Source organism: Nocardia sp. CA-119907 (assembly GCF_050955995.1).
GTDB lineage: Bacteria > Actinomycetota > Actinomycetes > Mycobacteriales > Mycobacteriaceae > Nocardia.
This window is the reverse complement of record NZ_CP192091.1, coordinates 9,577,054-9,590,374: the sequence shown is the minus strand read 5'-3', so window position 1 is coordinate 9,590,374 and position 13,321 is coordinate 9,577,054. Positions and strand designations below refer to the sequence as shown.

The window sequence follows — 13,321 nt, the reverse complement described above, 5'->3', positions numbered from 1 at the left end:
CGAGCCGCTGAAGCGCCGGGGCTGCCGACCGGAACCGCCAGAACCGCCAGAGTCGCTGCAGCCTCGGGACCGCCGAGCCGGTGAAACCACTGGATCCGCCACTAAGGCGACTCCCTCAGCTGACTCGGCGCGCCTCGTCCGAGATACCGATGCCGAGGGCCGCGCCGAAAGCAATTCCGGTGTTGCACCTGGCAGTCAGGCTGCTGGGCCTGGCGTTGCCGCAGGCCGCTTGGTACCGAGGCACTAGAAGCGTAAGGCGACTGCGCGCCCAGACTCGATCGCATCGGCGAGTGCGCGCAAGACACGCCGCAGACAGAAGGGGATCGTGTCGTAAGGGCCGAAATTGCGCTCGAATTTCGGCACGTCCCGCTCGAATTTGGATCCGGTAGCAGTGCGGATCCCGATAGCTCGCGGTGGTGGCGCGGACGTGCATAGGCTGGCGAGGTGGACGAGGAGCGGCTGGTCGAGGGGTTGCGGCGCACGATCTCGGGTGAGGTCGACGCGTCCGCACGCAGACGCGCGGAGTACTCCTCCGATGCGTCGAACTACCGCGTCCTCCCGACCGCCGTGGTCTTCCCGCGTGCGGATGAGGATGTGGCGCGCACTCTCGAGTTCGCCAGGGACAACGGGCTGTCGATTACCGCGCGGGGCGCGGGAACCTCGGTGGCGGGCAATGCCGTCGGCCCGGGGATCGTGCTCGACTTCAGTCGATATATGAATGCCGTCCGCGAGCTGGATCCGGAGCAGCGGGTGGCACGGGTCCAACCGGGTGTCGTCCTGTCGGAACTACAGCGTCGGGCGGGGGCCTACGGGCTGCGGTTCGGGCCCGATCCGTCGACGCAGAATCGGTGCACGCTCGGCGGGATGATCGGCAACAACGCGTGCGGACCGCATGCGGTGGCGTGGGGGCGTACCTCTGACAATGTGCGTGAGCTGCGCATTCTCGATGGGACCGGTGCGGCGCGGACGCTCGCGGCCGATCTGTCGGTAGTCCCCGGGCTGCCCGAATTCACCAGGGCGAGTCTGGCCGTGCTGCGCACCGAACTCGGCCGATTCGATCGGCAGGCCTCCGGCTACGGCCTCGAACATCTACTGCCGGAACGCGGTTCGGCGGTCGCCAAATCGTTCGTCGGCAGCGAGGGCACCTGCGGCATTTTGCTCGAGGCCACGGTGGCGCTGGTCCCGCTGCCGCGGGCCACGGTGCTCACGGTGCTCGGCTATCCCGATATCGCCAGCGCTGCGGACGATGTCGCGGCCGTGATGGCATGTGACCCGATCGCGGTCGAGGGCATCGATGCGCGACTGGTCGATATCGTGCGGGTTCACCGCGGCGCCACCAGCGGCGTACCGGAACTGCCGCGCGGTAGCGGCTGGCTGTTCGTCGAATCCGTCGCCGATACCGCCGCCGAGGCATATGCCGCCGCCGCAAAGCTCTGCCGGACCGTCGGTGCGATCGATGCCAAGATCGTCACCGATGCCGGTGTCGCCGCGGCACTCTGGCGGATCCGGGCCGAAGGGGCCGGATTGGCCGGTCGCACGCCGGGGGGTCATCCGGCGTGGCCGGGCTGGGAGGACGCGGCCGTCCCGCCGCAGCACCTCGGCGCGTATCTGCGCGATTTCGCCGCGCTGACCAGCGACCACGGTGTGGACGGTCTGCTCTACGGCCATATCGGCGACGGCTGTATCCACGTCCGGCTCGATCTGCCCATTGTCGATGCGCCGCAACGCTTTCGGGCATTCCTGCACGACGCGACCGAACTGGTGGTCCGCTATGGCGGATCACTGTCCGGTGAGCACGGCGACGGCCGGGCGCGCTCGGAACTGCTCTCGACCATGTACTCCCAGGACGCTCTCGACGTATTCGCGGGATACAAGGCACTTCTCGATCCGGACGGGGTATTGAATCCGGGCGTACTGGTCGCCCCGCGTCCGATCGATGCGGATCTGCGGCTGGTCGGTGTGCGTCCGATCGGACGCGCCGGTGGTTTCGCGTTTCCGGAGGACAACGGTGATCTCGCCGCGGCCGTACATCGCTGTGTCGGTGTCGGCAAATGCCGTGCCGATACCCGGGCGAGCGGTGGCTTCATGTGCCCCTCCTATCTGGCCACCGCCGACGAGAAGGACACCACCCGCGGCCGAGCGCGGGTGCTCCAGGAGGTGGTGCGCGGCGCACTCCCCTGGTCGTCCGAGGCGGTCGCCGAATCGCTGGATCTGTGCCTGTCCTGCAAGGCATGTCGCTCCGACTGTCCGGCGGGGGTCGATGTGGCGACCTATAAGTCCGAGGCGCTCTACCGCCGGTACCGGCGCCGCCCGCGCCCGATCGATCACTACACGCTGGGCTGGCTGCCGCGCTGGCTTGCCGGCATGAGTCGGATGCCGCGTGCGGTAAACGCATCGGCGGATATCGGATGGCTGCGCCGAATCGGTTTGCGCGCCGCCGGAATGGATCCGCGCCGCGCGGTTCCGAGGCTGGCGGACCGCAGTTTCCGCCGGATCTGGCGTGAGCTGAGCGAGCAGGCGGATTCATCGAGTCGTCCGCGAGCAGTTCACCCCGCGACCGGGCGAGCGCCAGCAATCGCGTCGACCGACATCGCCCGATCGCCGGAGTCGACCGACGGCCTGTCATCGGCGGACGGCTCGCACGCGCAGGGTGTCGCGTCTCGGGAGGTCATGCTGTGGGTCGATACCTTCACCGACGTCTTCGACCCCGAAATAGGCTTGGCCGCAGTGGAATTGATCGAATCCCTCGGCTATCGCGTGCGCATCCCACAGCGGCGCGTGTGCTGCGGACTCACCTGGATCAGCACCGGTCAGCTCGACGGCGCCCGAGCCCGACTGCGGGCGACATTGAATGCACTGGATGAGCACGTGCGCGGCGGTGGCATTGTCGTCGGCCTCGAACCGTCGTGCACGGCCGTGCTGCGCGCGGACCTGCCGGAACTGCTGCCGGAGGATCCCCGCGCGGCCGCGACCGCCGCGGCCGTGCGCACCCTCGCGGAATTCCTCGCCGAACAGCCGAACTGGCGACCGCCACCGCGGAGCGGACAATCCGTGGTGGTCCAACCGCATTGCCATCACCATGCCGTACTCGGCTTCGATGCCGATCGCCGAATATTAGCCAGCATGGGTACAAATGTGACCGAGGTCACCGGATGTTGCGGCCTCGCGGGAAACTTCGGAATGCAGTCGGCGCATTACGACATTTCGGTCGCGATCGCCGAGAATGGCTTGCTCCCCGCGCTGCGAAACGCGGCCCACGATTCGATCTTGGTCGCGGACGGTTTCTCATGTCGCACCCAGGCGGCGCAGTTGAGCGGCCGCCGCGGGCTACACCTTGCGCAATTCCTGCTCGGCGAGTGAGTGTCAGCTGCCGAACGGCAGGGCGCCGGGCGGAATCTGGTAACCCGAGCTGCCCGCGGAAACCGCACCCCAGGCATTGAGCAACCAGTTGAGCACAGTGGTGATCATTAGAAACCTCCGTTATGGCGACTGCCAGCTGTTTGCCGAACGCAACAATATCGCCCCAGTTATTTGTCGCGTTACAAAATGACGGCGTATCTGGGATTATGTCGGATCTCTATCAAGAATCGCACACTTGGGCCGGAACTCCGGTGCGCCACGCAACATTCCGGCATGCGCAAACAGTGGGCGGGAGGACCGCGCGCAGGCCCTGCGGGCACAATGGGTCCGTGCGCAATCAGACGGCCGAACCGGACCAGAGCCGGTCCGGTCCGACCAGGACGGTCACCGCCGACGGCCCGATCGACCTCGCGCCGACCCTCGCGCCGCTGTCCCGTGGTCGCGGTGACCCCTGTCACCAGGTCACCCCTGACGGTGCGCACTGGCATGCCTCCCGGATGCCGACCGGTCCGGTCACCTACCGCCTCGCCCAAGCCGGTAGTCATGCGGTCGACGCCCGCGCCTGGGGTCCCGGCGCGGCCGAATTCCTCGATGGCCTCGACCACATGCTGTGCCTGGACGAGGACCTGTCCGATTTCGCCCCGGAACATCCGAAGATCGTCGACGCGCACCGCCGCTTCCCCGGACTGCGGATGCTGCGCACCGGCCTGGTCTTCGAGGCATTGGTGCCCGCGGTACTCGAGCAGAAGGTGCATACCGTCTCGGCCCGCGCGTCCTGGCGAAAACTGGTGCGGCAGTTCGGTTCGCCCGCACCGGGGCCTGCGCCCGCCGGATTGCTGCTGCCGCCCGATGCCGATACCTGGCGCCGGATCCCGTCCTGGACCTGGCATCGCGCCAATGTCGGGCCGCAGCGCGCGCAGACCATCGTGCGCGCGGCCCGGCTGGCGGATGCGCTGGAGCGGGCGGCCGCCGAGGACCCCGCGGTGGCCGCGCGATGCCTGCGGACGGTGCCCGGAATCGGTGTTTGGACCGCGGCCGAGATCGGCCAGCGTGCCTTCGGTGATGCCGATGCCCTCTCGGTCGGCGACTACCACCTCGCGGCCATCGTCGGCTGGACCCTGCTCGGTGAGCCCATCGACGATGCCGCGATGGTCGAATATCTGGAACCGCTACGGCCACACCGCTATCGGGCCATCCGCCTGCTGGAGATCAGCGGTTACGCGCACAAGCCGAAGTTCGGCCCGCGCACCCCGCTCACCGATCACACCTGGCACTGACCGGATCCGCTGCTGGACAACACGTTTCGCCAGACCATCCGGCGTACGGTCGGCGGCGTGCCGACGATGGGCCACCGATTCGGCAGTCACCCACCGCAGCACCCGAAGGCAATCCAGCAGCACAGCCGGAACGCCGTGCTGGCGTGTGGTCGAGACGATGGCTGTCGGCTCGGCGGCGCTCATAACTGCAGCGCGCGTTCGTCCAACACACATTTGCCCGCCTCGACCAGTGTCGTGCGGGCCGCGCGGCGGACCCGGCATCGGTCGACGGTGCAGTCGATATGCAGTTGCATTGCGGCGTGGGCTTGTTCGGTCGTCAGCACACCAGGGTCGCTGCCACAGGCCAGGAGCGAGGCGACATGCATATTCAGGTTGGTGAGTTGCATCACGCCACCTCCGCCCGGCGGCGCACCGAGCGGACATGTCGGCTGTATCGGGAGACCGGCCCGTCGTCCCACGGGGCCTGTTGGATCGCCATCCCCAATGCCTCGAGCGGGGTGAGTCCGATCCCTTCGGCGAGATCGCCGACCGCCCCGAGCAGCGCTGGCACCACCTCAGCAACCTGGAGGGCGGCAACCGCTTGGGCGCAGGTCAGTGTGCGCCCGGGCAAATAGGAAACCACCCAGCTCTGGTGTCCGACGCTGCGGGCCCGATGCGGGGTCAAATCGCTGGTCATCAACGACGACGCTATGACACTTACAGCCATGACTCCTCGTTCCTACGTGCGATTCCTGCGACGCTCGCGACGCGCTCCGGCGGCGGTAGCTTGCGTGACCACGGAGGGCGCCGCGAACGTCGCCATCGAATACGGTGTGTGCCCGGAGCTTTCACCAAAGGAGGGGAATGTCGCGTATTCACTCCGGGCACATTCCCAGCACACCACCGTGACATGTCACGAACGACGTCCTTGGTGGATATCCAAAGATTTGGCGCGAATTCCCAGCACAAAACCCAACCGGGAAGGGAGGATTCTCCATAGTGGACGAAAGAACCCTCTGCCCAAGCGAAGTGACGGGGAACCGAGCTTGTGAGGTCGCCCCGGAGCAAACCTTTGGGTCTGTATCCGGGCCCGCGGCGTGCGCTGCGGGTGCGGAGGCGGAAGCCTGCGTGATGACCTAGGGACCCGCGAACATCGCAATTGAATACAGAACGGAGCGTGCTGTGTCAGCGAGTTCGGCAAGACCGTCAGACAGTTCCCGGGATGTCGCACAGGGGAGCGAACCTTCGGACCGACTATCCCCCGACAATGCCGCCTCTACCCTACCCAGACGCCAACTCGGCAGATATCTTCGGGACTGGCGCACGCAGGCGGGCCTCACCATCGCCGAAGCGTCCCGACTTATGGAGTGGGGCGCAAGCACCTTGCAGCGCTTGGAAAAAGGCCAGGCAGATCGCATACGCACCATCGATATCCAAGAGCTGTGCCGCATCTACGGCATCCCGGACGAACTGTCCGACGGCCTGAAGGGCTTGGCCCAGCAGGCCGCGGTCAAGAGCTGGTGGCACGCCTACGGCGACCTCATCCCGGAGAACTTCGACGTCTACGTCGGATTGGAGGCATCGGCCCAGCGACTCAACTCCTACCAATCCGAACTCGTACTCGGCCTACTCCAGATCGCCGACTACGCTCGAGCCCTGAATCGCCTTGGCTATCCCGACGATTCGGATGCCGAAATCGAGCGCCGTGTCCAATTGCGGTTGCAGCGTCAGGCATTGATCACCCGCAAGGCCGCACCGGCGACGGTGGATGTGGTGTTGCACGAATCGGTCCTGCGCCGGGTGGTCGGTGGCGCCAAAGTGATGGCGGCGCAGCTACGTCATCTTGCTGATATCAGTACCCAACCCAATATCTGCCTGCGTATCCTGCCGTTCGCGGCCGGTGTTCCACTCGGGGTTTCCACCGGACCGTTCACGGTTCTGGCGTTCGGAACCGATAGCAAGGGCCAGCCGGTCGAGCCGCCGGTGGTGTACGCCGAGGGCTTCACGGGGGATCTGTACCTCGAAAGACATGCTGATGTACGGCGGTACGATCGTGCGCACGAGTGCCTCCAGCGCAGTGCGCTGGATATTCAACCCAGCAGACATCTGCTACGGCAGGTAGCGAAGGAGTATGTGGCATGAGTTTGGATCTGGTTGGCGCGCAGTGGTTCAAGAGCACCCGCAGCGGCGCGGGTAAGGACTGCGTAGAGGTCGCCTTCCTCGACGGCGGTCGGGTCGGCCTACGCGACAGCAAGAATCCGAGTGGACCCGCCCTGGTCTTCACCCGGGGCGCATGGGATGCCTTCACCGCCGGTGTGGCGGGCGGCGAGTTCTGAGGGAGTTGCGAGGCGTGAGCATCAACAAGGACGCGAATGTGGATCTGTCCGAAGCGATCTGGCGCAAGGCCGGTGATGGCACCGGAAAGGACAGCGTGGAGGTGGCGTTGCTAGCGGAGGGGCACGTCGCACTGCGCGACGGTAAGAATCCCGATGGGCCGGTCCTGGTCTTCACGCCCGGTGAATGGGCCGCCTTCACCGCGGGTGTGCACGATGGGGAGTTCGACCGGCCCGAATAGTGCGACCGGCCCGGCGGATAGCCCGCCGGGTCCAGTCACGTGACGGCAGAGTCGTTGCGATACACGATGATCAGATGTGATCGGGAAGATCACGAAACAGTGCAGATTCGACAACGAAAGTGCGTTTGCCGACGGTAATTACGGGTAGACAACAACTTGTGGACCGTGGGCTCAAGAGTTCCCATCCCCGGTACAGGAAGTTGCGACCGGGCGATTGGGTGGAATGGCTGATCGTGGCACTGCTTTTCGCGGTGTCGGCGGTGGGTGTCTTCGTCCTCACCGGCTCATTCCTGTCATCGCTGTTCGTCGGCGTGCTGGTGTGGGTGGTCGCCGTCGGAGTCGTCGCGTTGCTATAAAGGGTGCGCCGACCGGCCGGGCATCAGATCCCGGCCGGTGGCCGAAAGGGCGGGTCAGCGCCGGAAGAGCTTGTTGCCCAACCAGACCAGCGGATCGTACTTGCTGTCCGCCACCCGTTCCTTCATCGGAATCAGGGCGTTATCGGTGATCTTGATGTGTTCCGGGCAGACCTCGGTGCAGCATTTGGTGATATTGCAGAGTCCGAGTCCCTGCTCGTCCTGCGCCAGATTGCGGCGGTCGGCCACATCGAGCGGATGCATCTCCAACTCGGCGATCCGCATCAGGAAGCGCGGACCGGCGAAGGCCTCCTTGTTCTCCTCGTGGTCGCGGACCACGTGACAGGTGTTCTGGCACAGGAAGCATTCGATGCACTTGCGGAACTCCTGGGAGCGCTCCACATCGACCTGCTGCATCCGGTAATCGCCGGGTTTGAGATCGTCCGGCGGCGTGAAAGAGGGGATCTCCCTTGCCTTCTGGTAGTTGAACGACACGTCGGTCACCAGATCCCGGATCACCGGGAAGGTGCGCATCGGCGTGACGGTGATCAGCTCATCCGGCTGGAACGTCGACATCCGGGTCATGCACAGCAGCCGCGGCCGACCGTTCACCTCGGCCGAACACGAACCGCATTTGCCCGCTTTGCAATTCCACCGCACCGCGAGATCGGGCGCCTGGGTGGCCTGCAGCCGGTGGATGATGTCGAGCACCACCTCACCCTCGTTCACCTCGACGGTGAAGTCGTGCAGTTCACCGCCGTCGATATCGCCGCGCCACACGCGGAATTCGGCGTCATAACCCATTTTCCCTACGCCTCGCCTTCCGTGGCTGAAATCGAACTTGCCGGATGGAAGGCGAGTTCGGCTGGGTTGTAATACTTTTCGAGCTCACCGAGATCGAAGAGCGAGAGCAGATCGGCCCGCATCGGGATCTGGTCCTCGGTAACGACCCGAACGCCCGGTACCGGTCCGTCCGCGTCGGCGGGATCGACCGAGCACACCAGCAGCTTGTTGCGCCAGGCCGCATCCATGGCCGGGAAGTCGTCGCGGGTGTGTCCGCCCCGGCTCTCGGTCCGCAAAAGCGCTGCCTGTGCGACACATTCACTGATCAGCAGCATATTGCGCAGGTCGAGGGCGAGATGCCAGCCCGGGTTGAACTGCCGATGCCCCTCCACCGTCACACTGTCGAAGCGTTTGCGCAGGTCGGCGAGGCGCGTGATGGCCTCCTGCAATTCGTGTTCCTTGCGGATGATGCCGACCAGATCGTTCATGGCCTGCTGCAGATCGGTGTGCAGGGTGTACGGGTTCTCCCCCGTCCCTTCGGCAGGCGGATCGAACGGCGCCACCGCACCTTTCGCGGCCGCGGCGATATCGGTGTCGGATACCGTTGGCCGCTCGGACAGCTCCTCGACGTAGGTCGCCGCGCCGAGCCCGGCCCGCCGACCGAAGACCAGCAGGTCCGACAGTGAATTGCCGCCGAGCCGGTTCGAGCCGTGCATGCCACCGGAACACTCACCCGCGGCGAACAATCCGGGCACCGTGGCCGCGCCGGTATCCGGATCGACTTCGATACCGCCCATTACGTAGTGGCACGTCGGGCCGACTTCCATCGGCTCCTTCGTAATATCCACATCCGCGAGCTCTTTGAACTGATGGTGCATCGAGGGCAGTCGCCGCCGGATCTCCTCGGCGGGCAGCCGCGAGGCGATATCCAGATACACCCCACCGTGTTCGGTGCCGCGTCCCGCCTTCACCTCGGAGTTGATGGCGCGGGCGACTTCATCGCGGGGCAGCAGATCCGGGGTGCGGCGCGCGGAGTCGTTATCGCGCAACCACTGATCGGCCTCTTCCTCGGTTTCGGCATACTGCCCCTTGAAGACCGGCGGAATGTACTCGAACATGAAGCGCTTGCCCTCGGTGTTCTTCAGCACCCCACCGTCACCGCGTACACCCTCGGTGACGAGGATGCCTTTTACACTGGGCGGCCAGACCATGCCGGTCGGATGGAACTGCAGGAATTCCATATTGATCAGCGTCGCACCGGCCCGCAGCGCCAGCGCGTGTCCGTCGCCGGTGTACTCCCACGAGTTGGAAGTGACCTTGTAGGACTTGCCGATACCACCGGTCGCCAGTACCACCGCGGGCGTTTCGAACAGGACGAACCGCCCGGACTCGCGCCAATAGCCGAACGCGCCCGAGATCCGGTCGCCGTCCTTGAGCAATTCGGTAATGGTGCACTCGGCGAAAACCTTGATGCGCGACTCGTAGTCGCCGGTCTCCGCGAAATCCTCCTGCTGCAGCGAGACGATCTTCTGCTGCATGGTCCGGATGATCTCGAGTCCGGTGCGGTCGCCGACGTGCGCCAGCCGCGGGTAGGTGTGGCCACCGAAGTTGCGCTGGCTGATCCGACCGTCGGCGGTCCGATCGAACAGCGCCCCATAGGTTTCCAGCTCCCACACCCGGTCGGGTGCCTCCTGAGCATGCAATTCGGCCATGCGCCAGTTGTTGAGGAACTTGCCACCGCGCATGGTGTCCTTGAAATGGGTTTGCCAGTTGTCCTTTTCATTGGCATTACCCATCGAGGCGGCGCAACCGCCCTCGGCCATCACGGTGTGCGCCTTGCCGAACAATGACTTGCACACCACCGCGACGGACAGACCGTGTTCGCGTGCTTCGATCACCGCGCGCAGTCCGGCGCCACCGGCACCGATGACGACGACGTCGTATTTGTGCCGTTCCACTTCTGGCATGGCCGCGAAACTCCTGGTTTGTGAGGGCGGTTAGTTGATGAACCGCAGATCCGAAATCGTGTCGCTGGCAACCAACATCACGTAGAAGTCGGTCAGCACCAGCGTGCCGAGGGTGGTCCAGGCCAGCGCCATATGGCGGGTGTTGAGCTTGGAGACCTGGGTCCAGAACCAGTACCGCACCGGATGCGCGGAGAAGTGCTTGAGCTTGCCGCCCATGATGTGCCTGCAGGAATGGCAGGACAGGGTGTAGGCCCAGAGCAGAATCACGTTGCCGAGCAGCACGACATTGCCGAGGCCGAAGCCGAACCCGCCGGTCTTGCCGTGGAACGCGTAGATCGCGTCCCAGGTGTTGACCAGTGAAACCAGTACGGCCACATAGAAGAAATAGCGGTGCGCGTTCTGGATGATCAGCGGCAGCTTGGTCTCGCCGGTGTACTTGGCGTGCGGTTCGGCGACCGCGCAGGCGGGCGGGGAGAACCACACCGCGCGGTAATAGGCCTTGCGGTAGTAGTAGCAGGTCAGCCGGAATCCGAGCAGGAACGGCAGCACCAGGAAGCCCAGTGGCAGGATTGCGGGGATATGGCCGAACCAGGCGCCGAAGTGGCGCGCGCCCTCGACGCAGTCGGTGCTCACGCACGGTGAGTAGAACGGCGTCAGGTAGTGGTAGTCGTCTACCCAATATGCCGTTCGCACATACGATCTGATCGTCGCGTAGAGGACGAAGGCGGCCAGTCCTACGGCCGTCGTTAGCGGTGGGATCCACCATCGGTCGGTGCGCAGTGTGCGCGCGGAGATGGCGGCCCTGGTCTTGCTGAAGACGCCGGTTCCCGTTTCCGGGGTGGCGGTCGGTGCGGCACTCACAGGTGGATGCCTCGCTGATCTGCTGTGCGGACGGTCCCCGTGACCTCCGCAATCGAATGTGATGCTGAGCACCATACGACACCCTCGCTATCGCGCAGCGGTGTCCCGCCAAACATGACCCGCCCTCAGGTCCGTGATTTCCGCCACATTCGATCCAGGTTTACCGACCGCGGGCGGCAGCGAACGGACCGCGAAGCCCCCGAACTCTCCTAAAACAGAACATGATTCGAGCGGGCCCGCCCGCAAGGAAACCGGCGGTCGATTTTTCGACCGTACGAACGTCACGCGGCGGCAACAAACGTGTGGTCATCTTTTCTGGAAATCACCCGCTGACGTGCGCTGATGCCATCCCGCCGCAGGCGGATACAGCTTTGCCGGGGGAAGGAGTAACCCAGATGAGGAGAGCCGCGATCGTGGCGCCGGTCCGGACCCCGAGCGGGATCGAGGGTGGCGCACTGTCCGGAATGCCGCCGGAATGGCTGGCCTCGACCGTCCTGTCGGCGGTGATCGCACGCGCGGGCATCGATCCGCTGCGCATCGAGGATGTCGCGATGGCCAGTGTCGACAACCGAGCCAGTGCCCCTGAGTTGAGCAGGCTGGCCGCGCGGGTTGCCGGACTGCCGTTCGCGGTGCCCGGATTCCTGACCGACCGTCGCTGTGGCAGTGGTCTGCAGGCGGTGATCACCGCGGCGATGATGGTGCAGACCGGTGCGGCCGATGTGGTGGTCGCCGGTGGGGTCGAATGTTCGGCCGCCAGCGATTGCTCGGCGACCCGCCATGGCGATCCCTACCAGACCGGCGATCTGGCGAATGCCGAAGAGTTGGCCCGCTATTACGGCATCAGCCGGGAAGCGGCCGACGAGTTCGCCGTCGCGAGCCATCGCAAAGCCGCCCGCGCCTGGCGGCAGGGCACCTTCTCCGCCGAGGTGATCCCGGTCGGTGTCGTCGACGAACCCGGGGAGTGGAACGAGTTCGATACCGCGGTGCGCCATCGGATCATGCGCGACGAAGGTGTGCGCGAGGACGTCTCCACCCGTACGTTGGCAACGCTGCGCCCGCTGATTGGCAGCGGTGTGGTCACCGCGGGCAATATGAGTTCACATCGGCACGGTGCGTCGGCCTGCCTGGTCGTGGCCGAGGACCGGCTCGACGAACTCGGCCTGACGCCGATGGCCTATTTGGTCGGCTGGGCCGCGGCCGGATGTGATTCGGACACTGCGACTCTCGGCGCCGCCCCGGCCGTCGCCAAACTGCTCGGCCGCACCGGATTCACCCTCGACGATCTCGATCTGATCGAGGTCAATGAGGGCTTCGCGGTGGAAGTGCTTGCGCTGGTACGGGAATGGGAGCTGGATCCGCGGGAGCGGCTCAACGTCAACGGTTCGACGATCGCGCTCGGCCATCCGGTCGGCGCCACCGGCCTGCGGATCATGACCACGATGCTGCACGAATTGGCTCGCACCAATGGCAATTACGGTCTGGAGGCGATCGCACTAGGCCACGACCATGGCATCGCGGCTCTCTTCGAATCGGCGGGCGCCGCCCCGATCCCCGAGACTCCCCGCGGCGCCCGCTTTCACGGCGTCCGCCCGTCCCGCAGGCCGGGTCGTCACCGCGCCTCGTGAGTCGGATCCCGGGGCCGCTACGCAGGTGAGCTGTTCACCGCACACGTGCGATTGCGCGTGTGCGGTGACGAAAGCGTATGCGCCAGCTTCCGTGCCGCGGTACGGACGGCACGCCGAACCCGGGAGCTACTTCGTGCGCGGGCGGGAGTGGAAGCCGAGGCCCTCGTCCTGCGCACCCATCCACGCCGCCTCGTCGGATTTGCTGTCCGGGACGTAGATGGTCTCCTGCGGGCGACGGGTGAGCTGCTGCGGCGGCGACTGCTCGAGCTCATCGGCGTCGATGACGAGCCGCTCGAGGTCGTTTTCCAGTCGTCGCACCGAATTGGCGTCGCCGTAGTGAGTGCGCAGTGCGCCGATGGATTGCCGGAGCTGCCCGACCGCGTAGCGGAGTTCAGCTATTTCGCTGCGTGTCATCGATACCTCCTGTGTTCCTTGGCGGGCAGACGAACTCGGTGGGTAGCGGATGCTTCCATGGTCTGCCTGGGAGCGCGCCGCACCAAGTCGTGTGACTCACCACACAACGTGATCTACAACACAGTAC

At 65.5% G+C, this 13,321-nt stretch carries 12 protein-coding genes and 1 pseudogene; 7 read left to right on the top strand and 6 right to left on the bottom strand.

What is annotated here, in order from left to right:
- Positions 1 to 444: 444 nt before the first annotated feature.
- Both ACQP2D_RS43095 and ACQP2D_RS43090 read left to right on the top strand, forming a co-directional pair.
- Positions 445 to 3,360, top strand: coding sequence for an FAD-binding and (Fe-S)-binding domain-containing protein (locus ACQP2D_RS43095; RefSeq protein ID WP_433681626.1), 2,916 nt, complete (start codon positions 445 to 447; stop codon positions 3,358 to 3,360).
- A gap of 329 nt (positions 3,361 to 3,689) precedes the next feature.
- On the top strand, positions 3,690 to 4,637 hold the full coding sequence (locus ACQP2D_RS43090; protein WP_433681625.1) for a DNA-3-methyladenine glycosylase family protein: 948 nt from the start codon (positions 3,690 to 3,692) through the stop codon (positions 4,635 to 4,637).
- A 179-nt stretch (positions 4,638 to 4,816) separates the two neighbouring features.
- On the opposite strand, the gene ACQP2D_RS43085 is transcribed toward ACQP2D_RS43090, so the two are convergent.
- Positions 4,817 to 5,023: a hypothetical protein gene (locus ACQP2D_RS43085; RefSeq protein WP_433681624.1), complete on the bottom strand. Its 207-nt coding sequence runs from the start codon at positions 5,021 to 5,023 to the stop codon at positions 4,817 to 4,819.
- Entirely contained in the window at positions 5,023 to 5,313 is a 291-nt protein-coding gene (locus tag ACQP2D_RS43080) for a hypothetical protein (protein ID WP_433681623.1), read from the bottom strand. The genes ACQP2D_RS43085 and ACQP2D_RS43080 overlap by 1 nt, the downstream gene beginning before the upstream one ends.
- Positions 5,314 to 5,882: 569 nt before the next feature.
- Between ACQP2D_RS43080 and ACQP2D_RS43075 the strand changes: the two are divergent.
- From ACQP2D_RS43075 to ACQP2D_RS43060, 4 genes and pseudogenes are all read left to right on the top strand, one after another.
- Positions 5,883 to 6,758: pseudogene (locus ACQP2D_RS43075) on the top strand (helix-turn-helix domain-containing protein); the annotation flags it as partial.
- Positions 6,755 to 6,952 (top strand): DUF397 domain-containing protein, encoded by a 198-nt coding sequence (locus tag ACQP2D_RS43070; protein WP_433681622.1) that lies wholly within the window; start codon positions 6,755 to 6,757, stop codon positions 6,950 to 6,952. The pseudogene ACQP2D_RS43075 and the gene ACQP2D_RS43070, both read left to right, overlap by 4 nt.
- Before the next feature lie 14 nt (positions 6,953 to 6,966).
- The gene (locus ACQP2D_RS43065) at positions 6,967 to 7,191 is read left to right on the top strand and encodes a DUF397 domain-containing protein (protein ID WP_433681621.1); all 225 of its coding nucleotides are present in this window, start codon (positions 6,967 to 6,969) and stop codon (positions 7,189 to 7,191) included.
- Between the two features lie 233 nt (positions 7,192 to 7,424).
- Entirely contained in the window at positions 7,425 to 7,547 is a 123-nt protein-coding gene (locus tag ACQP2D_RS43060) for a hypothetical protein (protein WP_433681620.1), read from the top strand.
- Positions 7,548 to 7,601: 54 nt separating this feature from the next.
- On the opposite strand, the gene ACQP2D_RS43055 is transcribed toward ACQP2D_RS43060, so the two are convergent.
- From ACQP2D_RS43055 to ACQP2D_RS43045, 3 genes are read right to left on the bottom strand one after another with little or no spacing between them, the layout of a single operon-like run.
- Entirely contained in the window at positions 7,602 to 8,348 is a 747-nt protein-coding gene (locus ACQP2D_RS43055) for a succinate dehydrogenase/fumarate reductase iron-sulfur subunit (protein ID WP_433681619.1), read from the bottom strand.
- Positions 8,349 to 8,353: 5 nt separating this feature from the next.
- The gene (locus ACQP2D_RS43050; RefSeq protein WP_433681618.1) at positions 8,354 to 10,294 is read right to left on the bottom strand and encodes a fumarate reductase/succinate dehydrogenase flavoprotein subunit; all 1,941 of its coding nucleotides are present in this window, start codon (positions 10,292 to 10,294) and stop codon (positions 8,354 to 8,356) included.
- Positions 10,295 to 10,324: 30 nt separating this feature from the next.
- Entirely contained in the window at positions 10,325 to 11,155 is an 831-nt protein-coding gene (locus tag ACQP2D_RS43045; RefSeq protein ID WP_433681617.1) for a hypothetical protein, read from the bottom strand.
- 395 nt (positions 11,156 to 11,550) lie between these two features.
- On the opposite strand from ACQP2D_RS43045, the gene ACQP2D_RS43040 reads away from it, so the two are divergent.
- A complete protein-coding gene (locus ACQP2D_RS43040; RefSeq protein ID WP_433681616.1) occupies positions 11,551 to 12,780 on the top strand; it encodes an acetyl-CoA C-acyltransferase in 1,230 nt (409 codons plus the stop codon).
- Positions 12,781 to 12,906: 126 nt separating this feature from the next.
- On the opposite strand, the gene ACQP2D_RS43035 is transcribed toward ACQP2D_RS43040, so the two are convergent.
- Entirely contained in the window at positions 12,907 to 13,194 is a 288-nt protein-coding gene (locus ACQP2D_RS43035) for a hypothetical protein (protein ID WP_433681615.1), read from the bottom strand.
- Between the last annotated feature and the right edge of the window lie 127 nt (positions 13,195 to 13,321).